Source organism: Leifsonia sp. NPDC058248 (genome assembly GCF_042881905.1).
Classification (GTDB): Bacteria; Actinomycetota; Actinomycetes; order Actinomycetales; family Microbacteriaceae; genus Leifsonia.
In genome coordinates this window covers 1-26,702 of the sequence record NZ_JBHVXB010000007.1, presented here as the reverse complement: position 1 = coordinate 26,702, position 26,702 = coordinate 1, and the positions used below count along the sequence as shown (strand labels likewise).

27 protein-coding genes are annotated in these 26,702 nt (G+C 68.1%); 11 read left to right on the top strand and 16 right to left on the bottom strand.

Translation table 11 applies throughout. The features are described from left to right. Positions 1–184 precede the first annotated feature (184 nt). Positions 185–472, bottom strand: coding sequence for a DUF4287 domain-containing protein (locus ACFVV5_RS12550; RefSeq protein ID WP_387244237.1), 288 nt, complete (start codon positions 470–472; stop codon positions 185–187). A gap of 41 nt (positions 473–513) precedes the next feature. Beyond that, on the bottom strand, positions 514–996 hold the full coding sequence (locus ACFVV5_RS12545) for a nucleoside deaminase (RefSeq protein WP_387244235.1): 483 nt from the start codon (positions 994–996) through the stop codon (positions 514–516). A gap of 239 nt (positions 997–1,235) precedes the next feature. Here ACFVV5_RS12545 and ACFVV5_RS12540 point away from each other — a divergent pair, with 239 nt between their 5' ends. The 3 genes from ACFVV5_RS12540 to ACFVV5_RS12530 all read left to right on the top strand — a co-directional run bounded on the left by ACFVV5_RS12540 (position 1,236) and on the right by ACFVV5_RS12530 (position 4,508). Continuing rightward, on the top strand, positions 1,236–1,886 hold the full coding sequence (locus tag ACFVV5_RS12540) for a hypothetical protein (RefSeq protein WP_387244232.1): 651 nt from the start codon (positions 1,236–1,238) through the stop codon (positions 1,884–1,886). A gap of 260 nt (positions 1,887–2,146) precedes the next feature. After that, positions 2,147–3,751, top strand: coding sequence for an esterase/lipase family protein (locus tag ACFVV5_RS12535; RefSeq protein WP_387244229.1), 1,605 nt, complete (start codon positions 2,147–2,149; stop codon positions 3,749–3,751). A 109-nt stretch (positions 3,752–3,860) separates the two neighbouring features. Then, a complete protein-coding gene (locus ACFVV5_RS12530; protein ID WP_387244226.1) occupies positions 3,861–4,508 on the top strand; it encodes an alpha/beta family hydrolase in 648 nt (215 codons plus the stop codon). Between the two features lie 117 nt (positions 4,509–4,625). Here ACFVV5_RS12530 and ACFVV5_RS12525 read toward each other — a convergent pair whose 3' ends face one another. Continuing rightward, positions 4,626–5,090 carry a phage tail protein gene (locus ACFVV5_RS12525; protein ID WP_387244224.1) on the bottom strand — a complete coding sequence of 155 codons (465 nt, stop codon included), beginning with the start codon at positions 5,088–5,090 and terminating at the stop codon, positions 4,626–4,628. A gap of 98 nt (positions 5,091–5,188) precedes the next feature. Here ACFVV5_RS12525 and ACFVV5_RS12520 point away from each other — a divergent pair, with 98 nt between their 5' ends. From ACFVV5_RS12520 to ACFVV5_RS12510, 3 genes are all read left to right on the top strand, one after another. Then, positions 5,189–5,731: a DapH/DapD/GlmU-related protein gene (locus ACFVV5_RS12520; RefSeq protein WP_387244222.1), complete on the top strand. Its 543-nt coding sequence runs from the start codon at positions 5,189–5,191 to the stop codon at positions 5,729–5,731. A gap of 162 nt (positions 5,732–5,893) precedes the next feature. Beyond that, positions 5,894–6,577 (top strand): response regulator, encoded by a 684-nt coding sequence (locus tag ACFVV5_RS12515; protein ID WP_387244220.1) that lies wholly within the window; start codon positions 5,894–5,896, stop codon positions 6,575–6,577. Positions 6,578–6,672: 95 nt separating this feature from the next. Continuing rightward, positions 6,673–7,506: an aldo/keto reductase gene (locus tag ACFVV5_RS12510; protein WP_387244218.1), complete on the top strand. Its 834-nt coding sequence runs from the start codon at positions 6,673–6,675 to the stop codon at positions 7,504–7,506. Between the two features lie 100 nt (positions 7,507–7,606). Here the strand turns inward: ACFVV5_RS12510 and ACFVV5_RS12505 are convergent, their stop codons facing one another. Both ACFVV5_RS12505 and ACFVV5_RS12500 read right to left on the bottom strand, forming a co-directional pair. Then, complete coding sequence (locus tag ACFVV5_RS12505; protein WP_387244216.1) at positions 7,607–7,951, bottom strand: hypothetical protein; 345 nt, start codon at positions 7,949–7,951, stop codon at positions 7,607–7,609. Between the two features lie 37 nt (positions 7,952–7,988). Continuing rightward, positions 7,989–8,558 carry a GNAT family N-acetyltransferase gene (locus ACFVV5_RS12500; protein ID WP_387244213.1) on the bottom strand — a complete coding sequence of 190 codons (570 nt, stop codon included), beginning with the start codon at positions 8,556–8,558 and terminating at the stop codon, positions 7,989–7,991. Between the two features lie 231 nt (positions 8,559–8,789). Between ACFVV5_RS12500 and ACFVV5_RS12495 the strand changes: the two genes are divergently transcribed. Next, positions 8,790–9,545 (top strand): patatin-like phospholipase family protein, encoded by a 756-nt coding sequence (locus tag ACFVV5_RS12495; protein ID WP_387244210.1) that lies wholly within the window; start codon positions 8,790–8,792, stop codon positions 9,543–9,545. A 78-nt stretch (positions 9,546–9,623) separates the two neighbouring features. Here the strand turns inward: ACFVV5_RS12495 and ACFVV5_RS12490 are convergent, their stop codons facing one another. The 3 genes from ACFVV5_RS12490 to ACFVV5_RS12480 form a co-directional block, all read right to left on the bottom strand. Further along, a complete protein-coding gene (locus tag ACFVV5_RS12490; RefSeq protein WP_387244207.1) occupies positions 9,624–10,517 on the bottom strand; it encodes an Abi family protein in 894 nt (297 codons plus the stop codon). A 458-nt stretch (positions 10,518–10,975) separates the two neighbouring features. Next, positions 10,976–12,049 (bottom strand): redox-regulated ATPase YchF, encoded by a 1,074-nt coding sequence (ychF, locus tag ACFVV5_RS12485; RefSeq protein ID WP_387244204.1) that lies wholly within the window; start codon positions 12,047–12,049, stop codon positions 10,976–10,978. Positions 12,050–12,127: 78 nt separating this feature from the next. Continuing rightward, complete coding sequence (locus tag ACFVV5_RS12480) at positions 12,128–12,964, bottom strand: class I SAM-dependent methyltransferase (protein ID WP_387244201.1); 837 nt, start codon at positions 12,962–12,964, stop codon at positions 12,128–12,130. 6 nt (positions 12,965–12,970) lie between these two features. Between ACFVV5_RS12480 and ACFVV5_RS12475 the strand changes: the two genes are divergently transcribed. Beyond that, positions 12,971–13,552, top strand: a complete 582-nt coding sequence (locus ACFVV5_RS12475; RefSeq protein ID WP_387244198.1) for an exonuclease domain-containing protein — start codon at positions 12,971–12,973, stop codon at positions 13,550–13,552. 98 nt (positions 13,553–13,650) lie between these two features. Then, positions 13,651–14,412, top strand: coding sequence for a GntR family transcriptional regulator (locus tag ACFVV5_RS12470; protein ID WP_387244196.1), 762 nt, complete (start codon positions 13,651–13,653; stop codon positions 14,410–14,412). A gap of 60 nt (positions 14,413–14,472) precedes the next feature. Here the strand turns inward: ACFVV5_RS12470 and ACFVV5_RS12465 are convergent, their stop codons facing one another. The 7 genes from ACFVV5_RS12465 to iolC all read right to left on the bottom strand — a co-directional run bounded on the left by ACFVV5_RS12465 (position 14,473) and on the right by iolC (position 22,823). Continuing rightward, positions 14,473–15,498 carry a Gfo/Idh/MocA family protein gene (locus ACFVV5_RS12465; protein ID WP_387244193.1) on the bottom strand — a complete coding sequence of 342 codons (1,026 nt, stop codon included), beginning with the start codon at positions 15,496–15,498 and terminating at the stop codon, positions 14,473–14,475. Between the two features lie 64 nt (positions 15,499–15,562). Next, entirely contained in the window at positions 15,563–16,480 is a 918-nt protein-coding gene (locus tag ACFVV5_RS12460; protein ID WP_387244190.1) for a sugar phosphate isomerase/epimerase family protein, read from the bottom strand. Between the two features lie 24 nt (positions 16,481–16,504). Continuing rightward, positions 16,505–18,388 carry a 3D-(3,5/4)-trihydroxycyclohexane-1,2-dione acylhydrolase (decyclizing) gene (gene iolD / locus ACFVV5_RS12455; protein WP_387244951.1) on the bottom strand — a complete coding sequence of 628 codons (1,884 nt, stop codon included), beginning with the start codon at positions 18,386–18,388 and terminating at the stop codon, positions 16,505–16,507. Positions 18,389–18,402: 14 nt separating this feature from the next. Next, positions 18,403–19,374: a 5-deoxy-glucuronate isomerase gene (gene iolB / locus ACFVV5_RS12450; protein WP_387244187.1), complete on the bottom strand. Its 972-nt coding sequence runs from the start codon at positions 19,372–19,374 to the stop codon at positions 18,403–18,405. 47 nt (positions 19,375–19,421) lie between these two features. After that, the gene (locus tag ACFVV5_RS12445; protein ID WP_387244184.1) at positions 19,422–20,927 is read right to left on the bottom strand and encodes a CoA-acylating methylmalonate-semialdehyde dehydrogenase; all 1,506 of its coding nucleotides are present in this window, start codon (positions 20,925–20,927) and stop codon (positions 19,422–19,424) included. A gap of 35 nt (positions 20,928–20,962) precedes the next feature. Continuing rightward, on the bottom strand, positions 20,963–21,862 hold the full coding sequence (locus ACFVV5_RS12440; RefSeq protein ID WP_387244181.1) for a deoxyribose-phosphate aldolase: 900 nt from the start codon (positions 21,860–21,862) through the stop codon (positions 20,963–20,965). Next, the gene (iolC, locus tag ACFVV5_RS12435; protein ID WP_387244178.1) at positions 21,846–22,823 is read right to left on the bottom strand and encodes a 5-dehydro-2-deoxygluconokinase; all 978 of its coding nucleotides are present in this window, start codon (positions 22,821–22,823) and stop codon (positions 21,846–21,848) included. Before iolC ends, ACFVV5_RS12440 begins: the two co-directional genes overlap by 17 nt. A gap of 133 nt (positions 22,824–22,956) precedes the next feature. On the opposite strand from iolC, the gene rmuC reads away from it, so the two are divergent. Beyond that, positions 22,957–24,381 (top strand): DNA recombination protein RmuC, encoded by a 1,425-nt coding sequence (gene rmuC / locus ACFVV5_RS12430; protein WP_387244175.1) that lies wholly within the window; start codon positions 22,957–22,959, stop codon positions 24,379–24,381. 5 nt (positions 24,382–24,386) lie between these two features. On the opposite strand, the gene glpX is transcribed toward rmuC, so the two are convergent. Next, positions 24,387–25,388 (bottom strand): class II fructose-bisphosphatase, encoded by a 1,002-nt coding sequence (gene glpX, locus ACFVV5_RS12425; protein ID WP_387244172.1) that lies wholly within the window; start codon positions 25,386–25,388, stop codon positions 24,387–24,389. Positions 25,389–25,604: 216 nt separating this feature from the next. Between glpX and fbaA the strand changes: the two genes are divergently transcribed. Then, positions 25,605–26,630 (top strand): class II fructose-bisphosphate aldolase, encoded by a 1,026-nt coding sequence (gene fbaA / locus ACFVV5_RS12420; protein ID WP_387244169.1) that lies wholly within the window; start codon positions 25,605–25,607, stop codon positions 26,628–26,630. The last annotated feature ends 72 nt before the right edge of the window (positions 26,631–26,702 follow it).

The window sequence follows — 26,702 nt, the reverse complement described above, 5'->3', positions numbered from 1 at the left end:
CTCCCCCGCTCCCACCCCTGACCTTCGCTGAGTTGTGTCAAAGTGTCGTTATGAGGCGCGATTTCGCCCCTATAACGACAATTTGCGACAACTCACCTGCCGGGCAGAGCGTTCGGGTGTGGATAGCTCGGGCTCCAGGCCCGGGCTCGGTGTCGACAGAGAGACCACCGAGGCCGAGTCGGCACTAGTTCGGGTTGCTCGCCTTGCCGTCGAGCCAGAGCGTACGGGACTCGTCGCGGTGCACGCTGTCGGAGCCGACGAACTTCGCGTCGATCTCCGGGCCTTTCTTGATCACGTGCACGAGCGCCATCCCGTGCCCTCGGCCGAGGTCGTAGTCGGTCTTGAGCCAGTCGAGGATGACGCCGGCCTTGGTGTCGGCGTCGTACCCCCGCTCGTCGGCGAGAGCGATGAATTCGCGTGGCGTCATGCCGGTCTTCTCTTCGATGTTGTCGAGATATGCCTGAAACGACATGCCGTTCCCTCCGTCGGTGGATCCTGATCCGAGGCTAGCGGTCACGGCCGACGCGCGGAGCGTTCGAGCAGCGCACGCAACTCGTCGGCGTACTGTTCGACCGGACCGTCGACCGGCACCGACGGCGCGACGGCCTGAATCGGCAGTGGTGCGACAGGACTGGCAGGGACACCCCACGACGCCCGCCATCCGCTGATCTGAGCACTCGACACCGCGTAGACGATGCGGCCGAGACCCACCCAGGCGTGCGCTGCAGAACACATCGGGCAGTGCTCCCCCGACGTGTAGACGGTCGCAGCCGCCCGCGCCTCGGGCGAGATGTTCCGCGCCGCCCAGCGGGCGATCTCGAACTCCGGATGCCGGGTCTCGTCGCCGTCGCCGGCACGGTTCCGGTCCTCGAAAAGCGTGACGCCGTCGGCGGCGATCAGCACCGAGCCGTAGGGCTCGTCGCCGGCCTCCAGTGCCTCCCGCGCCAGCTCCACGGCCCGGGCGAGCCGCCTCACGTCGTCTGCGTCGATCGTCATGGTCGTCCCCTCGCATCCGTGGCCGTGCCGTGCGTATGCCTACCTGTGGCTGCGTTGCCGCGCCTGTTTCCCTATCGCGTGCTTACCCGTCGCAATCTAACGGCGGCTCGGGATGCTGTCCAACGTTCGGCCCTTACCGCGGGCTTGTGGCGCGCAACCAGCGCTCACTACACTCAACTCGTCCGAGGCGAACAGGCGACGACGCCTCTGCGGTTCCGGCAGCCCGAGATGGAGTGCGCATGAGCGAGGCACAGTGGATCACCCTCGCTTCCGCAGCAATCGGACCACTCGTGACAGCAATCCTCGCGCTCTTCGTGATCAACTCTGTCACGGCGCGGGCCCAGCGACGCCGCGACTCGTGGGAGACACGGGACGCTCTCGCCGCCGAGATCATCGACGTCGGCGACACTCTCTATTTCGCCCTTCAGCGATTCTGGCGAGAGGCCCAACACAATTCCGTTGCGCTTCCTGACCGTAAGCATTCTCCGTTGCTGGCGGACGCACGCAGTGCGCTCGATGAGCTCTACACAACCCACCGTGTCAAAGGCCGCGTGCTCGAGCAGCGTCTCAGAATCTATTACCGCGACAGTGCGCCGTCCCAGAACTGGCATCGTGCGATGAGCCTGCTCTCAGCCCGCTACTTCCTCCTCCTCGAAAACAACGAAGCATCGGCCGCGGAGGTTCGAGCCCGGAACGCCGGGCCCAGAGAATCGGGCCTCAGCGCCGAGGAGCTCAAAGACCCAAGGGTTCTCATGAACGCGTACCGATCGGCGCGATTAGACACGATCCGTGATCTTTGGATCTATCCCGTCGATCGCCGCGGACGCCACATGAGCAATCGGACAATCCCGGACGAAACGGCCGCCTCAGAAATCTCCGTCGGTCAGTAGACAACGTCAGATCGAACCTCAGAGTCTCAGCGAGAGCTGAGTCGTCGGGTCACCCCGTAGAACGACAAGTCTTGACAAATCCTCACATAACGAGGAGATTGAGTGCGTCATCACCGCCCGCGTTCCGGACGCGCAGGCGCACCCTCACTTCAGAGCGACCGCGCCGACCGAACAACCCGTCACCCGAACTCGGCCGCCACCATGTGGACCGGCCCTCGACGCGTTCGCACGGGGCTGCACTCTCTCGCAGAAACGGAATCATGATGGACAAGCTGCCGATCATCTACTGCCGCGGTTTCGCCGGACCGTCGAGTCAGATCGATGTGACTGTCGACGATGCCTTCTACGGCTTCAACGACGGCGCCACCCACGTCAGAGTCAATGGAGACGGCGATCCGATGTTCTATCAGTTCGAGGGCCCGCTCCTCCGGCTGATGACCGAGCACGACTACCGGTTCCTGGTCCACGGCGACCAGAAGAGATTTCTCGAGACCACGACGGAGAAGCTGGATCCCGCGTCGATCTGGGTGCACCGGTTCTACGACGAGGTCGCCACGACCTTCTCAGCGCCGCCCAAGCGGAACGTCTTCCAGAAGATCGGGGACTGGGCCGAGCACCACCTCGACGACAACGGGTTCGACATCGAGCGGGCGGCGAGCGAGCTCTACGACCTCGTCATGAAAGTGCGGGAGAAGACAGGCGCTCCCAAGGTCAATCTGGTCGCGCACTCCATGGGCGGACTCGTCGCGCGCTGCATGATCCAGAAGATCTGCGAAACCCCCGATGCGAACGGACCGCGCGAGAAGGCGAAGGACATCGTCGCGAAGCTCTTCACCTTCGGAACGCCGCACGGCGGCATCGTCCTGGCCGTCGGGGCCGCGAACTGGGCGATGGAGAACTTCGGCCCGGCTGGCTCCGACATCTTCTCGCCCCCGAAGATGTTCGGCTACCTGACACCCGGCAAGACGTTCGGCGATACTCCGAAGGACTCCGACAACTGGGACCCGCAGGTCATCCCGCGCGACGTCTTCGACCCCGGCAACGTCTTCTGCCTGATCGGCACCGACCCCAGCGACTACTCGGTGGCGCGCGTGGCCGTCGGACCGAAGAGCGACGGACTCGTGCTGATCGACAAGGCGTACGTGCGTGGCGCGCACCGGGCTTTCGTCTACAAGTCGCACTCCGGACGATATGGCGAGGTCAACTCCGAGGAGGGATACCAGAACCTCGCCCGGTTCCTGTTCGGCCGCTGGTCGGTCACGGTGTCGTTCGCGCATCTTCCCCACGACACGAGCGGTCTGGGAGCGAACGTGTCGTGGCAGGCGGACATGCGACTCGCCATCCGGGGTCTGCCGATCGTGATGAGCGAACAGCAGGCCGCCCACTGGAGTCCGATCCAGCTGAACGACGAGATCATGCACGAGAAGGACTCGCCCGACTCCCCCGTGCCGATCGTCGGGACCTTCCTGCTGAAGAAGGAGCCCCCGAATGCCGACCGGCCTCCCGCCGAATCGGACGACCTGGCCCGCTACGCGCTCACCCTGCGCGTCTACAAGATCGTCTCCGATCAGGGCGGGTTCGATTTCACCAACCATCTGGAGCAGGTCTCCGACTGGGTCGATTCGCTGATCGTCGATGTCGAGGCGTCTCCGTCCGGTGAGGGCCTGAAGGCGTGGACCGGCTGGAACAGCACGGTCAACGGAGCCAACGACGCGGTCACCAAGATGCCGAACCCGTTGATGCTGGTGCCCACCGATGCACCGGGTGTCTACGAAGGCACCGTGCCGCTTCCAGAGGTCCCTCGGTCGCTCCCCGTGTTCACCGCGGAGTCCGCCCTGGTGATCCAGGTCGCCGATTGGGGCTGACGACGAGGCGACCGGATGCACGGCCGGATGCCCACCTGGAGGCACGACCGGCTGCACGACCGGATGCACGCGCTGCGACCGGAGGCACGGAGCGGGTAGCGTCAGCAGCATGGATGTCGCCGTTCCCGCCTCTCTCGGCCCCGGCCGGCTGGTGGTGGACGCCGCCGAGACCCCGAGCGCCGTGCTGTGGCTCGGTCACGGTGCCGGCGGCGGGATCGGGGCCCTCGACCTCAGCGCGCTGGCCGCGGCGCTCCCCGGTCGGGGCATCACCGTGGTGCGGTATGAACAGCCGTGGCGGGTGGCCGGACGCCGAGTGGCTCCGCGACCGGCGACGCTGGATGTCGCCTGGCTCGAAGCCGCGCCGCTGGTCGAGCAGCTCGCCGGCGGCCTGCCGATCGTGGCGGGCGGGCGCAGTGCGGGCGCTCGCGTCGCCTGCAGGACCGCGGCATCCGTCGGTGCGGCAGCCGTGGTCTGCCTGGCATTCCCGTTGCACCCGCCCGGCAGGCCCGAGAAGTCGCGACTGAGCGAACTGCTGACCCCGGAGGTGCCGATTCTCGTGGTGCAGGGCGAACGCGACACCTTCGGTAGTGCCGCGACGCTCGAAGCCGAGGTGGGCGGACGGCCGGGCATCCACATCGTCGCGGTGCCGGGGGCCGACCACAGCATGCGAGTGGCGGCATCGTCGCCCCTGAACGCGCACGCTGTGGCCGAACTGGTGACGTCGTCCGTCGCGGACTTCGTGGGTGAGGTCGCGTGAGGTCGCGTGACATCGCCGGCGATGGTGGTGTTGGCCCACTCGGCCCATGATGTGGGCGTGTGCGCTCCGGTACAGGCCGATCTTCTCGTCCGTGGCAGCCTGGTCGGCGTTCTCGCTTCAGTACTCGCCCTTGATCACGAAGAAGGAGCCCCGGATGACGCCGGCGAGCTTCGAATTCTGGCGCGCGAATCTGAAGCGGGACGCCAGCTCCTCCGGGATGTCCATGCCCTCGGAGAGTTTGAACCCGACGGCTCGCTTCCCGCCGTCGTCGACCGTGTACATCACGTTGATCGACAGCCCGGACTCGTAGAACACGTAGGCCATCCGGATGCCGGCGACCTCGAACGCGGTCACTTCGAGCGGGCGGGAGCCGATAACGATGTCGCGCTCGTCCTTCAGGATGCGGGTGACCCAGCCGAGTGCATCCGGAGCCTCATCCGCCGGGCTGACGGTGAAGACGTGGTCGTACTTGTTCCGGAAGTAACGTGCCTCGTTGGCACGCAACCCGGCGAGCGCCGGAGCGACCGGAGACGAATCGAGGCCGACGGTGGAGACGTTCTCGAAGTCGACGATGTACGGCATGGATTCTCCCTGGTCAGACGTGTTGCCACCTACGCTAGCGCGCGATCCCCCAGGCGTGTCGACCGGTGCTCCCGCCGAGCCGGGGCCAGGATCGTGGAGTGTCCAGCAACCTCCTCATGCGTATTCACAGCCCCGAGTTCCAGGCGATGTCGGAGAGGGTTCTCCGGGCCACCGAGCTCACCTCCCGCCTGAACGTGCTGCCCTTCGACGACGAGGAGCGCAAGGCCGAACTGTTCGAGCAGCTCCTGGGCCGCCCGCTGCCGGCACGGGTCACGATCTACCCGCCGTTCTACACCGACAACGGTCTCCACCTCGACCTCGCGGAGGGGGTCTTCATCAACCAGAACTGCACCTTCCTGGACTACGCCGGCATCCGGCTGGGCGAGCGCGTGATGGTCGGCCCGAAGGCGCCGTTCATCACGGTCGGGCATCCGGTCGACACAGAGGAGCGACGGGTGTGGCTCACCGGCGGACCCATCGACGTGGCGGAGAACGTATGGATCGGGGCGGGCGCCACGATCCTCCCCGGGGTGAGCATCGGGCGCGACGCCGTGATCGCCGCCGGTGCGGTCGTGGCCGACGATGTGCCGCCCGCCAGCCTGGTCACCGGCACGAAAGCCGCGGTGCGCCGGCGCTGGTGAGACCCGACGCGCACGGCGGCGGTTCCACCGCCACAACCCGGATTGTTCGGGCGCACAGATTCAGGCGCCCGATCGTGTGACGGATTCCATTGCCCCGCGTCCGGGGTCGCGTCAGGATCGGTGTGTGAGTGAGTTCGGCGGAGCTAACGAGGAGGGGACCCGATGAGGGTTCTGATCGCCGACGACGACCCGCAGATGCTCCGCGCTCTCCGCATCACGCTGGCTGCGCGGGGGTACGAGGTGCACGTCGCGCCGACCGGCGAAGCACTCGACCGGGCCGTCGAGCACCGGCCGGAACTGGTCATCCTCGAGCTCGGGATGCCCCGGCTGAACGGCATCCGCGTCATCGAAGGACTCAGAGGGTGGACCCAGGTGCCCATTCTCGTCGTCTCCAGCTCCGTGGGGTCGTCGGACAAGGCGGGCGCCCTCGACGCCGGCGCGGACGACTACGTGGCCAAGCCGTTCGCGGCGGACGACCTGCTGGCGCGCATCCGGGCCCTGACCAGGCAGACGCCCGCCGCCGCGGACGAAGCGCTCATTCGTTTCGGGTGCGTCACGGTCGATCTGGCTGCCCGGCGGATCCGGAAGAGGACGGAGGCGGAGACGGTGCGGCTGACTCCGACCGAATGGCAGATCCTCAAGGTGCTCCTGCGGAATCCACGCCGCCTGGTGCCGCGCCAGTCACTGCTCACCGAGGTGTGGGGCCCGCAGTACACGGAGGACACGGGATACCTGCGGCTCTACCTGGCGCAGCTGCGCAAGAAGCTCGAACCCGTTCCGTCGCGCCCGCAGTACTTGTTGACCGAGCCCGGGATGGGGTACCGCTTCTCCCCCGATCCTGAATAGCCTCGCCAGCGGCGACCGGTGCATCGACGCGCCTTCTGAATGTGTGCGAAATCACCTGTTGGACCGTTGGACGCGCGCCTCGTACGCTTTCAACCATGACCGACTCTGTGCCCACCATCGCGCTCAACTCCGGCAAAAACATTCCGCAGCTCGGGTTCGGCGTGTTCCTCGTCGACCCGGTCGACACGCAGCGCGTGGTCGAAGACGCGCTCGAGGTCGGCTACCGCCACATCGACACCGCCACCGGCTACAACAATGAAGCGGAAGTCGGGGCGGCGCTCCGAGCGTCCGGAATCCCGCGCGACGAGATCTTCCTCACCACCAAGCTGCGCAACGATCACCAGAAGGCGCGTGACGTCGAAGGCGCGTTCGCACGCAGCCTCGACGCGCTCGGACTCGACTACATCGACCTCTACCTCATCCACTGGCCGATGCCGGCCAACGACTTCTACGTCGACACGTGGCGCACGTTCGAGACCTTCGCGGCGGATGGTCGGGCCGCCTCGATCGGAGTCAGCAACTTCCTCATCCCGCACCTCGAGAGACTGCTTGCCGAGACCGACATCGTTCCCGCCGTCAACCAGGTGGAACTGCATCCGATCTTCCAGCAGCGCGAGCTGCGGGCGTTCCAGGCGGAGCACAGCATCCACACCGAGGCGTGGGGGCCGCTCGGCCAGGGGAAGTACGACCTCTTCGGCCTCGCGCCCATCCAGAGCGCCGCGGCGGCGCACGGCGTTCAGCCCGCCCAGGTGGTTCTGCGCTGGCACCTGCAGACCGGCAACATCGTCATCCCGAAGTCCAACCGCCGCGAGCGCATGGCACAGAACTTCGACGTGTTCGGGTTCGAGCTCAGTGCTGACGAGATGAGCGCCATCGACGCCATCGACGAGAATCGCCGAGTCGGCGGCAACCCGGCCGACATCAACTAGCGCAGAGCGGGCAGGCTAGCTCCCGCTGCTCGCGAGCCACTGCGTGAGGATGCCGGCACCAGCCGACACTTTGTCCACCTGTGGATCCGCGGCAGCGTCGTCAGCCCGACCCGAGCTGGGAGCCGGCCCACGCGATACCGGGCCGCGGGTCCTGCGAAGGGAAAGGCTCGTCGAACCCGGGATTCGCCTTGCCCTGGAAGCTTTCCGGCGCGATCCCCCGGCGCACCCGCACGGCGAACACGATCGCCGTCACACAGCCCGCGAGGAGTACCACCCCGGCACCGGCCAACAACCATCCGGCGAGGTCGCCGTCGGCCAGCATCACGATCCCGAACGGACCGGCCAGCCACGCCCCCAGACCGGTGAGCACCGCCACCGTCACCAGCAGCCCGACCCGCCTCCGGACGCGCGAGACCCGTTCCAGTTCCGCCAGGTGAACACTCATGACACCACCCCCATGCCCGAAGAGTAGCGCGCGAGCTCTAGACGGCGCTAGTGGTCGGGGCGATCGGTGTGGAACCGGACGGTGGCCCGAGCGCTCTCGTCACGAACAGCGAGTCCCCGTGGACATCATCCCGTTCCACCCGATCGGTTTCGATGAACCCGAGTTTGGCGAGCACCCGGCGCGAATGGGCGTTCCAGTCACGGACGGTGGCCCAGAGACGACGATGGCCCGACGCCTCCGCCCAGCCCAGGACGGCCCACGAGGCCTCGGTCGCGTACCCCTGACGCCAGACCTTACGCAGAAACTCGAACGCAAGTTCCGGCTCGCCGTCCTGTCCGTGCCCGTTGGGGATCAGCCCGCAGTAGCCGATCACCTCACCGGAAGCCTTCCGCTCCGCCGCCAACAGCCCGACAGACGCGGATCGGACATCGTGACGGATCCACTCCTCGATGTCGTGAACCGTGGGATGACCGTCGGGACCGATCCGACGATGCGGAGGCACGCGAGGGTCACGCTCGGTCCACAGCTCGTGCTGCACGACGGCGTCAGACACACGCCACGGCCGCAGCAGCAGTCGATCGGTCGCGAGGACGCTGCGTGTCCTCATCTCGGCGCGGACTCCATGAGCATTCTCCGATTCTGCCGCACGCCGAGCCCGGGATGAGGTGCGCCGAGAATCCTTGGGACGCCCCGGCGCGATGCTGCGCGGTCACTCCATCCGGGTGATGCGACGCGGCCAGAGGCCGTGTGAGCCTGGCACGAAACCGGTGGAGGAGTGACGAATGGCGACATCCGGTGCGCGATCGCCGGGTCCCGGCGTCAACGAACGGAGGACGAAGTGAGCGATGATCCCACTCTGGGGCTCGCGCTCGGCGGTGGCGGCGCGTTCGGCGCGGCGCACGTGGGCGTTCTGCAGGTGCTCGCGGAACGCGGCATCCACCCCGGGATCGTCACCGGCACCAGTTCGGGCGCGCTGGTCGCCGCAGCGTACGCGGCAGGTTTCGAGCCGCCGGCGATCGAGCGAGCCGCGCTCGGGTTTCGCTGGCGCGCGATCGCCCGATGGTCGCTCACACCCCGCTGGGGGTTGCTCGACACCCACGCCGTGACCGACGCGGTTCGCCTCGCGCTCGGCTCCGATCCGCTCATCGAGCACCTTCCTCGACGGTTCGCCGCGGTTGCCACCGACCTCCGAACCCGACGGGCCGTGATCATCGGCGAAGGGCCGTTGAGCGTGGCGCTGAGGTCGACGATCGCTGTCCCCGGAGTGCTTCCGCCCGTGCGCCGCGGGGCCACGCTGCTCGCGGACGGCGGCATCGTCGACAACGTCCCGGTCGAAGCCGCTCGCACCCTCGGCGCGTCCCGCGTGATCGTGGTGCGGTTGCATGCGAGGTGGGAGAACGTGCGGATGATGCGCACCGTCACCCGCACCGCCGACCTCGTGAGCGACCCGTCGATCGTGCTCATCCAGCCCGAGATGGAAGGCATGGCGCAGTGGAGGATGTCGGATCTGTCGCGTCTCATCGCGGAGGGGCGCCGGGTAGCGACGCAGGCGTTGGATGCAGCCGCTGAGCGATCGGCGGGCGGGTTTCCCTGACCCGGCTCGAACACCGTCTAGTGACTAGACGCTGAAGCGGAACTCGACCACGTAACGACTCCGACGTCGGTTTGTCCGTCACACATGGTGGTCGGTGGGGTTCAGCGGGTGCGTAAGCCCATCCCACATCACGGCGTGACGTGCACACTGCTGAACGAGTTCCGGAAGAACCGGACCAGCGCTCGTGCTACGGACGAGCAGATCGTCGAGCGAGGCGATCACGTCGAGCACCGAGCGCGGTTCGAACTGGCCTGCCAGTCGCTTCGCCTTGACGCGCACATTGTTCGGGGTTGGGCCGGAGTCGATGACCGAGTGGTGCCACAAGCGGCTATGGTGCGCGCAGCGATTGCGGAGGTAGACCAACGACCTCACGCGGTATGCGAAGCCTGCCTTGGCAACCCCGAGGCTGGTCGCGACTGCGTCAGCCAGCGCTCCTTGCGCGCCACGCTCGATGCATTTGGACAGGGTCCCGAACGACCAGGCTTCGATCGCGGACCAGATGGGCAGCGCGCTCAAACCTGAGCGGCTGCCGGCGCCGGTCCTGTACCGAAGAATGTGACGTTCCTTGCTCCGCTCGATGTCACGCAGGCACGACTCGACGGTCGGTTCACCGTTTCCGACGTCGGTGTAGAAGTCTTCCTCGAGAAATCGCGCGCGCGGTCCGTGATCGTCCGCGATGACCCTTGCTGTGTGGCTACGCAGCACCAACTCGACGCGTGCGAGTGGGCGACCGAGGATGGCACGAAGTGTCTCGTCAGCCTCGTAGATCGCACGAATCTCATCGAAGGCAGTGCCGGAGCGGAACGCGTCGTCCCCGATGTGTGGGGCCCGTTGGAAATACCGTGCGTACCCTGAGAACCGGTAGTAGCTATTCGAGGCGAGGAACGCAGCGCACGCGGACTCGTCACTGACCTCGAGTCCACGCAGCACCAGAAGGTCGACCTGCTCGTCCCACGACAGGTTCGGTTTCATGCGTCCCCCAGAAACAAAAAGGCCCCTCCCATTTGAGCATCGTCGAGAGGCTTGGGAGGGGGTCGATTGATTCAAGTATACCAGTCGTCACTCACCGTTACTCATTCACGTGGACCTCGCCGCGCCTCGACTTCAACCATGTGGTCCACCGACGCGGCCAGAGTAGATGTGCGCAAGCGAATAACAGGATCAACTAACAGGCGAGGAGCATCCAGCCATTGGGCATCAGCACCTCGAACTGCCGGGAGGATGATTCTCGAATCGTCTCCTGTTGCCCAAGCAGTAACGAAGAGACGACCAGCGCGACCCCCACTAGCGCTCCGGCGAGCATGACCTCGCGCCTGCGCACGCAATTCCGGAGGTCTGAGGCGACACGCCGCCGACACTCCCGTAAGTCCGGAGCATCGGGCCGACCTTGCGTCAGAACTCCGGAGTTATGCGACTACCACCCGGCCGGATTAGACGTTGAATCGGAACTCGACCACGTCGCCGTCCTGCATCACGTAGTCCTTGCCCTCCATGCGGGCTTTGCCCTTCGCGCGCGCCTCGTGCACCGAGCCGGTCTCGACCAGGTCGTCGAACGAGATGACCTCGGCCTTGATGAAGCCCTTCTCGAAGTCCGTGTGGATCACGCCGGCCGCCTGCGGAGCCTTCCAACCCTTGTGGATCGTCCAGGCGCGCGATTCCTTCGGGCCCGCCGTCAGATAGGTCTGCAGACCGAGCGTGTCGAAGCCGATGCGGGCCAGCTGGTCGAGGCCGCTCTCGTCCTGGCCGGTGGAGGCGAGCAGCTCGGCTGCGTCCTCCGGTTCGAGATCGATCAGCTCGGATTCCAGCTTGGCGTCCAGGAACACGGCCTGGGCCGGGGCGACCAATGCGGCGAGCTCGCCGCGCTTCGCGTCGTCGGTCAGCACGGCCTCGTCAACGTTGAAGACGTAGATGAAGGGCTTGGCCGTGAACAGCCCGAGCTCCCGGATCGGCTCGAGGTCGATTGTCGCACTCGACAGCGGCTTGCCCTCGTCGAGGATCGCATGGGCGGCGCGGGCCGTCTCGAGCACGATCGGGTCGAGCTTGCGGCCCTTGACCTCTTTCTCGTAGCGGGCTTCCGCCTTCTCGAGGGTCTGCAGGTCGGCGAGGATCAACTCTGTGTTGATGGTCTCCATGTCGCCGGCCGCGTCGACCTTGCCGTCGACATGCACCACATCCGGGTCGTCGAAGCCGCGCACCACCTGGGCGATCGCGTCGGCCTCACGGATGTTCGCGAGGAACTTGTTGCCGAGCCCTTCGCCCTCGCTCGCACCTTTCACGATGCCGGCGATGTCGACGAACGACACGGGCGCCGGCAGGATGCGCTCGCTGCTGAAGATCTCGGCGAGCGTGCCGAGCCGGGCATCCGGAAGGCTCACCACACCGACGTTCGGCTCGATCGTGGCGAACGGATAGTTCGCCGCGAGCACGGTGTTCTTGGTGAGCGCGTTGAACAGGGTGGACTTGCCCACATTGGGGAGTCCGACGATTGCGATAGTGAGAGCCACGATCGACCATTCTACGGGCCGCGCGCCGCGAACCCTCCCGGCGCATCCGGGGCACGGACCTCCTGCCGCCGCCGCGCCTCAACCGTCCCGTCGCGCCCGATAGCACTCGGTCACGTACGGCAGCTCGAACACGTCCTTGCCCGCGAGATCCGGATGCTCGGCCGCGAGTCTTCGCAGCGACGCGATCACCGCCGCCTGAGTCTCCGCGTCCTTCGTGATGAAGTAGCTGCGCGAGCGGGCCAGGTCGAGCATCCCGTCGACCGTCATCGGCTGCGCCCAGCGGACGTCGTGCCGTTCCAGCTCGCCGAACGGCGACCCGACCACCGGCGCGATGTCGTCGCTCGCGTACGCCTCGGCCGTCTTCATCAGCTGCCCCAGCTCGCGCACCCAGTCGACGCTCTCGTCGCGGAAGTTCCAGACCAGTCCGAGGGTCCCGCCCGGCCGGAGCACCCGCGCCACCTCGGGCACCGCCACGGCCGGGTCGACCCAGTGCCACGCCTGCCCGGCCACGACGGCGTCGACGCTGCCGTCGGCGAACGGGATGCTCTCCGCCGAGCCGAGCCGGGCGTCGACCCCGGGGAGCGCGTCCTGGAGCACACCGAGCATCGACGGCGAGGGATCGACCGCCGACACCTCGTACCCCCGCTCGACGAGCGCACGGGTGAGCTTGCCGGTGCCGGCGCCGAGGTCGAGCACGCAGCCGTCGACGCCTTCGAGCATCCAGGCGACCGCCTCGGCGGGATAGCCGGGCCGCGCCGCCTCGTACACTCCGGCGGCCTTGTCGAACGAGCGGGCGTGGGCTTCCTTGGCGTTCCGTTCGCGCATGCCTCGATCGTACGCCGGGCGCTGGGCGGGCATCCGGATGCGCGGCGCGCGGGCGTCGTGACGGCCCGCGTCGGTGGGCCGTGCGAGCATGAAGACGTGCCATTGGATTTCACCGCCATCGACTTCGAGACCGCGAACGGGAGTGCGGCGTCGGCCTGCTCGGTGGGGCTGATCAAGGTCCGAGACGGGCGCGTGGTCGATCGGGCGGGGTGGCTGATCCAGCCGCCGCTCGGGCACGACTTCTTCCAGGAGTGGAACACGCGCATCCACGGCATCTACGCCGAAGACGTGATCGGGGCCGCCGGCTGGGTCGAGCAGCTGCCCGCCCTCATCGACTTCGCCGACGGCGACCATCTCGTGGCGCACAACGCCGGCTTCGACATGGGCGTCATCCGTGCAGCCTGTGCCGCAACGGCCGTCGAATGCCCCGACTTCAGCTACGTGTGCAGCCTGCAGGTCGCCCGCAAGACCTACACGCTCGACTCGTACCGTCTTCCCGTCGCCGCGATGGCCGCCGGGTTCGAGGACTTCCATCACCATGACGCACTCGCCGACGCCGAGGCGTGCGCCGCGATCATGGTGCACGCAGCCAAGCGGCACGACGTGATGTCGGTCGCGGAGCTCGCGGCGATCACCGGTTCGCGCGTCGGACGGATCGGGGCGGCTCAGGCCGCTTGAGCCTGACAGGTCGTCCTCGCCGCTGCGTGCGGGCCGAATGCTAATGTCTTGACATATGGCGGCGGGGTCCGCTCGTCCGCCACGAGACGAGGTAACCCGTGCCCCAGACCGACGGCGAACTGCCGCGCAATCTGTTCATGGATCTGGACCACTCCGGTCCGGTCCCGCTGTACTTCCAGGTCGCGACGCGCATCGAGAGCGCGATCGTCGACGGGGAGCTGCCGCCCGGGTCCCGGCTCGAGAACGAGATCGCCCTCGGGGAGAGGCTCGGACTGTCGCGGCCGACGGTGCGCCGGGCGATCCAGGAACTGGTCGACAAGGGCCTACTCGTGCGCCGCCGCGGCATCGGAACGCAGGTCGTCCACGGGCCGGTCACGCGCAAAGTGGAGCTGACGAGCCTTTACGACGACCTGGCGAGCAGCGGCCAGAAGCCGTCGACTCTTCTGCTGCTGCACGAGATCGTGCCCGCCGGGGCGCGCCTCGCAGAGACTCTCAACGTGACCGAGTCGGCGCCGGTGCTTCACCTCCGTCGTCTGCGCAGCGCCGACGGCGTCCCCGTCGGCGTGCTGGAGAACTTCCTGCCTGTCGCGTTCGTCGACATCACCGAAGCCGACCTCGCCGAGCACGGGCTCTATCAGCTGATGCGCGCTCGCGGAACGACCATGCGGGTCGCTCGCCAGAAGATCGGCGCACGGCGGGCCACGGCCGAGGAGAGCACGCTGCTCGAGATCGACGACGGCGGACCGGTGTTGACCATGGACCGCACGGCCTACGACAACTCCGGCAGCGCCGTCGAGTACGGGCACCACTGCTACCGGCCCGACCTGTACTCGTTCGAGATCACGCTCGTCGACAAGTAGGCGCTTCGCCGAGCTACTCACCGCACGGTCCGCCGTGCAGCAGCGCCGTTCGCTGAGTGGCTACCCGACCCGGTCGTAGAAGGCCGGCTTGGCTGCGTAGGTCACCTCGACACGGCGGCCGCTGGCCTGGGCTTCGACGCCGGCCTCGGACGCGCAGGCGGCGAGGTAGCCGTCCCAGGCGCTCGGACCGTCGATGGTTCCGCGTCGGATCGCGTTGACCCACCGCTGCACCTCGGTGTCGTAGGCGCGGGCGAAGCGGGTCGTGTACGTGAGGTGCTCGGCCCGGGTGAATCGGCCGTCGACGTAGCGGGCGAGGCCTCCGGTGCGGCCGATCTCGGCCACACCACGCTCGAACACCGCGTCGGTGGTCACCTGGTAGCCGAACTGGATGTTGACGCTGATCTCCACGTCGGCAAGCACCCCGGACTCCGTCTCCAGCAGGACGAGCTGTGGTTCGCGGAGCCCTTCAGGCGCCAGGGAGTTGCGGCGGGGCTTGCGGACCTCCACCGCCGCGATCGGTTCGCCGACGAGCCACGGCACGACGTCGATCTCGTGGACGACCGAGTCGGTGATGAGCATCGACTCGGTGTACCCCGGCGGCGTCGACGGGTTGCGGTGGGCGCAGTGCAGCGCGAGCAGCTGTCCCGCATCGCCCGAGTCGACGAGCGCCTTCAGCTGCATGTACTCCTCGTCGAAGCGGCGCATGAACCCCACCTGGATGCGCGGCCGATCCGTCTTCTGCTCGGCCTGCAGCACGCGCAGTGCCGACTCGCTGTCGGGCGTGAGCGGCTTCTCGCACAGGATGTCGACACCGGCTTCGAGCGCCGGCAGGAGGACGGACTCGTGAAACGGCCCGGGGGTGGCGATGATCACGGCGTCGAGGTCGTCGTGTTCGAGGGCGTCCTCGATGCGGGTACGGGTGCTGACCCCGGGGAGGTGGGCGACGGCCGCGGCCGCTCGCCCCGCATCCGGTTCGACGACGGCAACCACCTCGGCGCCGATGGTGCGGTCGGTGAGGCGCGCGATGTGGTCGGCGCCCATGATCCCGGCGCCGACGACGGCGATACGGAGGGGCTCAGTTGTCATGGGGTCATCCTTTGGTGAGGTCGGGTGTCGTGAAGCTGTCGACATCGGCGCGTGCGCAACGAGGTCAGTCCTGGCGCGCCATCCGGGTGCAGCCGAAGATGTGCTCGCGCGTGCGCGTGGCGATCGGGAGCGGCCGGTCGATGTCTGTGCCGTACATGTCCTGCTCGACGATGGCGAAGATGTCGGAGTCGATCGCGCTGACCGCTTCGATGATCGGCGCGAACTCGGGGGTGCCTCCGGGTGGCTCCGTCATCACCCCGCGGGCGACGGCCGTGGCGAACGGCAGGTCGTTCTTGAGCGTGTCGGCCAGGATGTCGCGGTCGACCTGCTTGAGGTGCAGGTAGCCGATGCGGTCGGGATGGGCGGCGATGAGCTTGAGGTTGTCGCCGAGGTAGTAGGCGAAGTGACCGGTGTCGAGGCACAGGTTCGTGTACTGCGGGTCTGTCTCGGTCAGGAACCGCTCGACCTCGCCGTAGGTGCCGACGTGACTGTCGGCGTGCGAGTGGAACTGCTGGTGGACGCCGAACTCCTCCAGCAGCGCCTTGCCGAGTTTGTCGTGCCCGGCCGCGAGTTTCGTCCACTGCTCGTCGTCGAGCGTGCGTGATTCCAGCACGTCACCGGTGGCGTCACTGCGCCACAGGTCGGGGATCACGACCAGGTGCTCGGCGCCGAGCGCCGTGGCGAGCCCGGCCACCGCGAGGGCCTGGTCCCAGGCGCGCTGCCACTGATCGTCGCCTTTGTGGAAGCCGGTGAAGACCGTTCCCGCCGAGACTTTGAGCCCGCGCGTTCCGAGCTCGTCCTGCAGTTGGTGCGGGTCGGTCGGCAGATAGCCGTACGGTCCCAGTTCGATCCAGGTGTAACCGGCGGCCACGACCTCGTCGAGGAAGCGCTGCCAGGGGATCTGCGCGGGGTCGTCGGCGAACCAGACTCCCCACGAGTCCGGGGCGGTGCCGATCCGAAGGCCCTGCTGGTGGTCCGTCATCTTTCTCCTTCTGGGTCGCCGCCGTCAGCCGACGAACGGACGCTGCCGCGCCTTCTGCGCGTCGTACTCGGTCTTGGCGGTCTGCGTGCTGGCGAGCTCGGATACGTCGGCGACGGGCACATCCCACCATCCTTCGCCCTCGGGCGAGAACAGCAGCGGGTCGCTCTCGATGTGGATGAGCGTCGGGCCGGTCGCCGCCTTCGCCTTCGCCACGGCTGCGGAGAGGTCGGCGATGGCGCTCGGTGTCTGCTCGATGCGGATCACGTCGACACCGAGGCTCTCCGCGTTGGCCGCGAGGTCGACGGGAAGGGCCGGCCCCTCGTCGAACGCGTTGGCGGCATCGTCGCGGAACCGGTACTTCGTTCCGTAGCGCTGCGAGCCGACGGTTTCGCTCAGATGCCCGATCGAGGCGAAGCCGTGGTTCTGGATGAGCACGACGATCAGCTTGATCCGCTCGGCCACGGCGCTCACCAGCTCGGTGTGCATCATGAGGTACGAGCCGTCACCGACCATCACGATCACGTCGCGGTCGGGGGCTCCGCGTCTGGCGCCGAGACCGCCCGCGATCTCGTAACCCATGCACGAGAACGCGTACTCCACGTGGTAGCCCTGATCGTCGCGCACCCGCCACAGCTTGTGGAGATCGCCCGGCAGGGAGCCGGCCGCGCACACGACCACGTCGCGCGGGTCGCTCGCCGCATTGACGGCGCCGATGATCTCCGTCTGCGACGGGCGTGCGAGGCCGCGGTCGGTGAAGCTCTCGTCGACCGTCGCGTTCCACGCACGTTTCTCGCGGGCGAACTCGTCGCGGTACGCCGCCGGCGTGCCGAAGCCGGCGAGCGCCTCACGCAGCGCGATGAGCGCCTCGCGGGCATCCGCGATGACCGGAAGCGTCGAGCCGTGCTTGTACGCGTCGAACGACGCCACGTTCACGTTGACGAATCGCACTCCGTCGCGCGCGAAGGCGGTTCGGGATGCCGTGGTGAAGTCGCTGTAGCGCGTGCCGATCCCGATCACCAGGTCGGCCTGGGCGGCGATGCGGTTGGCCGCTGTCGTTCCGGTGGAGCCGATGCTGCCGAGCGAGAGCGCATCGTCCCACGGGATCGCTCCCCCACCCGCCTGCGTCGTGGCGACCGGGATGCCCGTCGCGTGGGCGAACGCCCGCAGCGAGGCTGCCGCATCCGAGTAGATGACGCCGCCTCCGGCGACGATGATCGGCCGTTGTGCTGCGGCGATCGCCTCCGCCGCACGGGCGAGCGGTCCGCGTTCCGGCGCGGGCCGGCGGAGGTGCCATTCGCGGTCGGCGAGGAACTCGAGCGGCACGTCGAGCGCTTCGGCCTGGACGTCTTCGGGCAGAGCGATCGTGACCGCGCCGGTCTCCACCGGGTCGGTGAGGACGCGCATCGCACCGAGCGCAGCGGAGAAGAGCTGTTCGGGCCGGTTCACCCGGTCGAAGAAGCGGGAGAGCGGCTTGAACGCGTCGTTGACGCTCATCGACGCATCGTGCGGGAGCTCGAGCTGCTGCAGAACCGGATCGGCGACCCGGCCGGCGAAGGTGTCGGACGGCAGGAGCAGCACCGGCAGCCGGTTGGTCGTCGCGAGCGCTGCGCCCGTGAGCATGTTCGTCGCTCCCGGCCCGACCGAGGCCGCGCAGGCGAAGGTGCCGCGGCGCCGGTGCATCCGGGCGTAGCCCACGGACTCGTGCACCATCGCCTGCTCGTTTCGAGCCTGGTAGTAGGGCATCAGGGCGGGGTCGTCGACCGCCAGCTGCTTGAGCGCCTGGCCGACTCCCGCGACGTTTCCATGCCCGAAGATGCCGAACGTGCCCGCGATCGTGCGTTCGCGGTGCTCCCCGTCGACGGTCCACTGATGGGCCAGGAACTCCATGAGCGCCTGGCTCACGGTCATGCGCTTGGTGCCGCTCACTGGGATGCTCTTTCTGGCGTCGGGGTCGTCGGGGTCGAGGGTGCGGTCGCGGTCGGGGCTGCGGTCGCGGTCGCGGTCTGGGTCCGGAGGTAGGGAAGCCGTGGGTCGAACTCCTGCCCCTCCCAGGTCTGGCGGACCCAGCCGTGCGCCGGATCGTCGGAGATCAGCCACGAACGATCGGCGTCCGGCCCCGCCATGACGTTGAGGTAGTAGAGGTCGTAGCCGGGCGCTGCGACGGCCGGACCGTGGTAGCCGTGCGGCACGAGGGCGATGTCTCCGGAGCCCACCCGCTCGCCGATCGAGATCGGCCGCTCGTCGGAGGCGTAGGTGGCGAAGAGTGCGAACGGCTCCGCCTGAGGCGCGGCCGTGACTCCCCGGCTCACCGCGGTCTCGAAGTAGTAGATCTCTTCGAGCCTGGTCTCGCTGCCCGGCCGGTTCTCGTCGTGCTTGTGCGGCGGGTACGACGACCAGTTCTCGGCGGGCGTGATGACCTCGCAGACGATGAGCTTCACGGCGTCGAGCGCGCCCGGAACCCCGAAGTTGTGCACCTGACGGCTCGATCGGCCAGCGCCGCGCAGCTCGACCGGGACCTCGTCTGCGGCCAGATAGGCAGCAGGCCGATACTCGCCTGCAGGCGCTTCTGCGACACCGATCCGGCCGTGGCCGCTGATCGTGGCCGCCGTCTGCGTTCCGAGGTAGAGCACATCCGTCGGTCCGTCGAACACCGAGTCGCGCCCCCGCAGAGGCTGAACGCTCTCCGGGGCATCCGGCTCTCGATAGGTGACGGCGAACGTGCCCGCGAGCGGGACGAGCATGCGCTCGACGTCACCGGCGGACAGCTCGACCGCTGTTCCGTCGAGTTCGGCGATCCGCAGACCCGTGTGCTTCCAGCCGTCGATGCGGTCGTCGACCACGGACTCCCAGCCGTTCTCCGCCAGCTCTCCCGGGCGATAGACCCACTCGCTCATGCGTCCCTCCCGGTGTCTCGTTGCATCATGCAGCGCTCCTCGTGGTGCTACTTGGTCTGCGGGAAGCCCAGGTTGATCCCGCCGTGGCTCGGGTCGAGCCAGCGACTGGTGACGGCCTTCTCGCGCGTGTAGAAGTCGAAGCCGTGCACACCGTACGCCTTCGCGTCGCCGAACAGGGACTGCTTCCAACCGCCGAACGAGTAGTACGCCACCGGCACGGGGATCGGGACATTGATTCCGATCATGCCCACCTGCACCTCGTTCTGGAAGCGCCGCGCCGCTCCTCCGTCGTTCGTGAAGATGGCCGTCCCGTTGCCGAACGCGCCCGAGTTGATCAACTCCACACCCTCTTCGAAGCTCGCGACGCGGACCACGGAGAGCACCGGACCGAAGATCTCCTCGGTGTACACGCGGGAAGTCGTGCTGACGCGATCGATGAGGGTGGGACCGAGCCAGAAGCCGTCGGCTGCACCGTCGACCTCGACGCCGCGGCCGTCGACCACGACGTCGGCGCCGTCGGCCACGGCCACATCGACGTACGACGCCACTTTGTCCCGGTGCTCCCGGGTGATGAGCGGCCCCATGTCGCAGCCGCGCCGCCCGTCGCCGACGCGCAGCCCGGACATCCGTTCGGTGACCTTCGCGATCAGGTCGTCGGCGACCGGCTCCACGGCGACCACGACGCTGATCGCCATGCAGCGCTCGCCGGCCGATCCGAAGCCCGCGTTGACCGCGGCGTCGGCGACGAGGTCGAGGTCGGCGTCGGGAAGCACCAGCATGTGGTTCTTCGCGCCGCCCAGCGCCTGCACACGTTTGCCGTTGCGTGCAGCCGTCTCGTAGATGTAGCGCGCGACGGGCGTCGAGCCGACGAACGAGATCGCCTGCACCTCCGGATGCTCGAGCAGACCGTCGACGGCCACTTTGTCGCCCTGCAGCACGGTGAACACGCCGTCGGGCAGCCCTGCCTCACTGAAGAGCTCGGCGAGCCAGACCGACGCCGAGGGGTCCTTCTCGCTCGGCTTCAATACGACGGCGTTGCCGGCGGCGATCGCGATCGGCAGGAACCACAGCGGGACCATCGCGGGAAAGTTGAACGGGCTGATGATGCCGACGACGCCGAGCGGCTGCTTGAGCGAGTAGACGTCGACCCCGGTCGAGACGTTCTCGGAGTGCTCGCCCTTGACCAGGTGCGGGAACCCGGTGGCGAGCTCGACGACCTCCAGGCCGCGGGTGATCTCGCCCAGCGCGTCGGAGACGACCTTGCCGTGCTCGCTCGTCACGATCTCGGCCAGCTCCTCCTTGCGGGCGTTGAGCAGCTCACGGAACGCGAACATCACCTGCTGGCGCTTGGCCATCGACGTGTCGCGCCAGCCGGGGAAGGCGGCTGCCGCCGAGTCGATGGCGGCCCGCACCTCGGCCTCGTCGGCGAGGCCGACGCTGGCCTGAGCAACGCCCAGGGCGGGGTCGTAGACCGGGGAGAGCCGCCCGGACGTGCTGGGCGTGCGCGTGCCGCCGATGTAATGCGGGATGACGGGCAGGTCGGTGTCGGACATGGTTCGATGCTCCTTCGAAGGGCGAGGGCGAGGTTTCAGTGGACCAGCGCGGCCGCGGCGTCGACCGCGCTCGCGACATCCCGGCCGGACGGATAGAGGAGGGTGCGCCCGACGACGAGACCGGCGACTCCGGGCAACTCGAGTGCGCTCCCCCAGGAGTCGTACACCGCCGCCGGGTCTCCGGACGGGTCGCCGCCGAGCAGCAGCGTCGGCAGCGTGGAGGCGGCCACCACGTCGCTCATGTGGGGGACGACCGGCAGTTTGAGCCAGCTGTAGGCCGAGCTCGAGCCGAGTCCGGATGCTATGGCGACCGAGGCGATGACCGCTGCAGTGCTCAGGTCGTTGACGACGCGGCCGTCGACCCATTCGCTCATGAAGGGCTCGAGCATGATCGGCAGCCGTGCGGCCGCTGCGGCCGTGACGGCGTTGGCCGAGGCCTCGAGCGTGGCGGCCGTGCCCGCGTCGGCGAGGTTGATGCGCACCAGCAGCTTGGCGAAGTCGAGCCGGGCCGCGACGATCGCATCGACGTCGTAGGCGGTGAAGCGATCGTCCATCTCGAACGTCGCTCCGCGCAATCCGCCACGGTTCATCGAACCGACGGCGATCTTGCCCTCGAGGAGGCCGAGGACGGCGAGGTCTTCGATGATGTCGGGCGTGCCCAGCACGCCGTCGACGCCGGGACGCTCAAGCGCTACCGCCAATCGCTGAAGGAGCCCGTAACGGTCGGCCATGGCCATGTCGTCGCCCCCGACACCGAGGGCGCCACGAGCGGGATGATCGGCGGCGACGATGAACAGCCGCCCGTCGCCCGCGAGGAGCTCACGGGTCTCTCGCGAGGCCATCGCCTCGGCGATCGCCTCGGGATCGGTGGCACGGATGCGGCGCAGCCGCTCGAAGTCGGCGGCGCTGATCGGCGCCTCAGCCGGTGACGACATCGCCCGCTCCGCGCAGAAGGGCCTCGACCTCGGCCGTGGTGGGCATCGCCGTCGAGCATTCCCGGCGCGTCGCGACGATGGCGCCGGCCACGTTGGCGAACCGGATCACCCGCTCGAGCGGCCAGCCCGCCAGCAGCCCGTGGCACAGCGCGCCCCCGAAGCCGTCGCCCGCACCGAGACCGTTGACGACCTCGACGGGGAACGGCGGGACCTCCACCGTCTCCTCGCTGGTCTTGGCGAGCACGCCGCGCGGCCCCTGCTTGACGACCGCGAGTTGCACGCCGCGCTCGAGCAGCGCATCCGCCGCGCGGTGCGGGTCGGTCTCGCCCACGGCGATCTCGCACTCCTCGCGGTTGCCCACGGCCACCGTGACCTTCGCGAGAGCGCGCGCGACCTGTTCGGTCGCCGCGGCGGCCGAGTCCCAGAACATCGGCCGGTAGTCGAGGTCGAGCACCGTGAGCGGCGCCCGGCCCCGGGCGTCCCACGCGACATGGTGGGATGCCCGGCTCGGCTCCTTCGAGAGCCCGGTCACCGTCGCCCAGAACACGCCGGCGTCGCGCACGGCGGCGAGGTCGAGCTCGCGGGGCTCGATGACCAGGTCGGGCGCGATGGGCTCGCGGTAGAAGTAGAGGGGGAAGTCGTCGGGCGGGAAGATCTCGCAGAGCGTGATCGGGGTGTTGAGCCCGGGAACCGTCGACACGTAGCGGTTGTCGACGCCGAGCCGCTGGATCTCGGCGCGCACGTAGCGACCCAGCGGATCGTCGCCCGTGCGGGTGACGATGGCGGCGCGGCGACCGTGGCGTGCGGCCGCGATCGTGACGTTGGTGGCGCTGCCGCCCAGATATTTGCCGAAGGTGGAGACCTCTTCGAGCCCGACGCCGTCTTGGAGGGGATAGAGATCGACCCCGACCCGCCCGATGGCGAGCACCTCGAAGGCGCCTCCGCCTGTGTTCTCGCTCATGCCCGGTTCTCGCTCATACCCCGCTGTGCGCCTTCCGCGTCTTAATGTCCTGACATAGTGACATGACCAGCCTATTCTCGCCGTGCCCGGCGCGCAACCGCCCAGTGTCGGAGGCCGCTGTCACACTCGGTGCATGGATCCCATCCTCTCGCTTCTCCTCGGACTCCTCGGCGGCCTCATCGTCGGCGCGGCGGCCGGCGGCTTCGCCGTCGCCACGCTCCTGCGTCGCCGTTCCGACGCCGCGGCCGTCGCGGAGGACCCGGCCGTCGCCGCCGCTCAGCACGCCGCAGAGCTCGCCACCGTGCGCGCTGCGGAGGCAGCCGTGCAGGCCGAGATCCGCACCGACCTCGCTGCGACGGAGGCCACGGTCGACGCGCTCCGAGAGCAGGTCCGAGCCCACCAGGAGCAGTACCGCGAGCTCGTCGAACGCCAGCGGGCCGAGGCTCAGGCGCAGGCCGAGCGCGAGCGCGTCGAGAGCAAGGTGCTCCAGGCCCTCGCCCCCGTTCGCGAGAGTCTGAGCGACATGCAGAAGAAGGTCGTCGAACTCGAGTCGCAGCGCAGCAGGCAGCACGGCGAGCTCGCGCAGCAGCTCAAGTCGGCCACGGAGTCCGAGGAGCGCCTGCGCAGCACCGCCGAATCGCTGGCGTCGGCCCTGCGCTCCAACAGCACACGAGGCGTCTGGGGAGAGACCCAGCTGCGCAGCGTCGTCGAGGCTGCCGGCCTCCTCGAACGAGTCGACTTCGACGTCCAGTCGAGCATCCACTCCGACTCGGGAGCCGGCCGCCCCGACATGATCGTGCACCTCCCCGGCGGCAAGAGCATCGCCCTCGACGCCAAGGTCCCGTTCAACGCGTACCTCGAGGCGAGCCAGATCCCGGCGACCGCCACAGGCGCCGAGGGCGCCCAACGCCAGGCACTGCTGAAGCAGCACGTCAAAGCGGTTCGCGACCACATCACCGCCCTCGGCAGCAAGTCCTACTGGACGGGCCTCGAAGCGTCACCGGAGCTGGTCATCGCGTTCATCCCGAGCGAGTCCCTCGTGTCGTCGGCGATGGAGGCCGACCCGTCGATCATGGAGTTCGCGTTCAGCAAGCGCGTCGCCCTCGCATCGCCGGTCACCCTGTGGTCCGTTCTCAAGACGGTCGCGTTCAGCTGGCAGCAGGATGTGCTCACGCAGGAGGCGAAGCAGCTCTTCGACCTCAGCCGGACGCTCTACACCCGCCTGTCGACCACGGCCTCGCACATCGAGAAGCTCGGCCGGTCGCTGGAGCGCACGGTCAAGGACTACAACGGCTTCATCGGGTCGTTCGAGCGACAGGTCTTCCCCGCGGCCCGCAAGCTCAACGCCCTCGACGAGTCCAAGGTGATCGGCGTGCTCGAGGGGATCGACGAGTCGCCGCGTGCGATCACCGCGTTCGAGCTCGTGAGCGAGATCGAACTCGCCAGCGAGATCGAACTCGAGCCGCGCGACATGCACGGACTCGACAAGATCGCCGTCGAAGAGCAGCACCTCGCCACCGCCCACGACGAGAGCGACGACGAGCGCGCGTCCGCCTGAGCCGACTAGAGCTGGTCGGGCTCCAGCCACTTGGCCGCCAGGTGGTCGGCCACGACGCGGCGGATGGTGCCCGACTTGCTGCGCAGCACGATGCTCTCGGTGCGGATGATCGGTCCCTTGCGCCGCACCCCCGCCACCAGTCCGCCGTCGGTGACTCCGGTCGTGACGAAGAACGTGTTGTCGCCCTTCACGAGGTCGTCGGCGCCGTAGATGCGGTCCATGTCGAGACCGGCGGCGATTCCGCCGGCCCGCTCGGCGTCATCCTTCGGCGCCAGCCTGCCCTGCATGAAGCCGCCGATCGCCTTGATCGCGCAGGCGGTGGTGATGCCCTCCGGGCTGCCGCCGATGCCGATGCACAGATCGATCCGCGACTCGTAGCGCGCCGCATTGATCCCGCCCGCGACATCGCCGTCGAGCAGCAGGCGGGTGCCGGCACCTGCCGCGCGGATCTCCTCGATGAGCCCTTCGTGGCGCGGCCGGTCGAGCACGGCCACCCGCATCTCGCCGACCGGCTTGCCCTTCGCCTTGGCGAGCTCACGGATGTTGTCGCCCACCGACTGGGACAGGTCCACCACGCCGATGCCCTCCGGACCGGTCACGATCTTGTCCATGTAGAAGACGCTCGACGCATCGAGCATCGTTCCACGATCCGAGACCGCGATCACCGACAGCGCGTTCTGCCGGCCGGCCGCCGTCAGCGACGTCCCGTCGATCGGGTCGACAGCGATGTCGCAGGCCGGTCCGCGCCCGTTGCCCACGTGCTCGCCGTTGAACAGCATCGGCGCCCGGTCCTTCTCCCCCTCGCCGATCACGACGAGACCGTCGAAGTTGACGGTTCCCAAGAACTTGCGCATGGCATCCACCGCCGCACCGTCGGCGGCGTTCTTGTCGCCGCGGCCGATGAAGGGCGTGGCGCGAATGGCCGCCGCCTCCGTCGCCCGCACCAGCTCCATGGCCAGGTTGCGATCCGGGTGCTGGTAGAGGGAAGCGATGTCTGTGCTGGTCATGATGGGTCCTCCCGGACGGATTCGGACGACAGTGTCTGTGCTGCTTGCGGCGGCGCTGCCAGTGTATCCGCGCGGGTCTCGTCGCGACCGGATGCGCACGAACGTTCACCTCCCGAGCATGAGGCGACCGTCGTCGAGGTCGGCTCCGGCGGAGCCCCCTCCGTACCGGCTCGGTATGATGAGACGAGTTCAGCACCCCGACTTCAAGGAGCCGCAATGCCCATCGCCACGCCGGATCAGTACGCAGAAATGCTCGACAAGGCGAAGGCCGGTGGGTTCGCCTACCCCGCATTCAACGTGTCGTCGTCGCAGACGATCAACGCGGTGCTCCAGGGTCTGACCGAGGCCGGCAGCGACGGCATCATCCAGGTCACCACGGGCGGGGCCGACTACTTCGCCGGCCAGACCGTGAAGAACCGTGCATCCGGGGCGCTCGCGTTCGCGAAGTTCGCCACCGAGGTCGCCAAGAACTACCCGATCACGGTCGCCCTCCACACCGACCACTGCCCCAAAGACGCCCTCGACGGCTTCGTACTCCCCCTCATCGCCGCGAGCGAAGAAGAGGTCAAGGCCGGCCGCAACCCCATTTTCCAGTCGCACATGTGGGACGGCTCGGCGATCCCGCTCGGCGAGAACCTGGCCATTGCAGAAGACATCCTCAAGCGCACGAAGGCGATCAACGCCATCCTCGAGGTCGAGATCGGCGTCGTCGGCGGCGAAGAAGACGGCGTCAGCCACGACATCAACGAGCACCTCTACACCACGCTCGACGACGCGATCCAAACCGTCGATGCCCTCGGTCTCGGCGAGAACGGCCGCTACATGGCGGCGCTCACCTTCGGCAACGTCCATGGTGTGTACAAGCCCGGCAACGTGAAGCTGCGCCCCGAGCTCCTCAAGACCATCCAGGACGGCCTCGCCGCCAAGTACGGAACCGGCCCGAAGCCCCTCGACCTCGTCTTCCACGGCGGATCCGGCTCGACGGACGAGGAGATCGCCGAGGCCGTCGCGAACGGCGTCGTGAAGATGAACATCGACACCGACACCCAGTACGCGTTCACCCGCACGATCGCCGACTACATGTTCAAGAACTACGACGGCGTGCTCAAGGTCGACGGCGAAGTGGGCAACAAGAAGCTCTACGACCCGCGCGCCTGGGGCAAGGTCGCCGAGACCGGGATGGCGGCTCGCGTCGTCGAGGCCACGCAGCAGCTCGGCTCGGCCGGCCACTCCGGCAAGTAGCTCCGCAGTACCCGGCGGGGGGGGGGGGGGCGCCCCCCCCCCCCCCCCCCGCAGATAAAAGGGTGCGGGCGA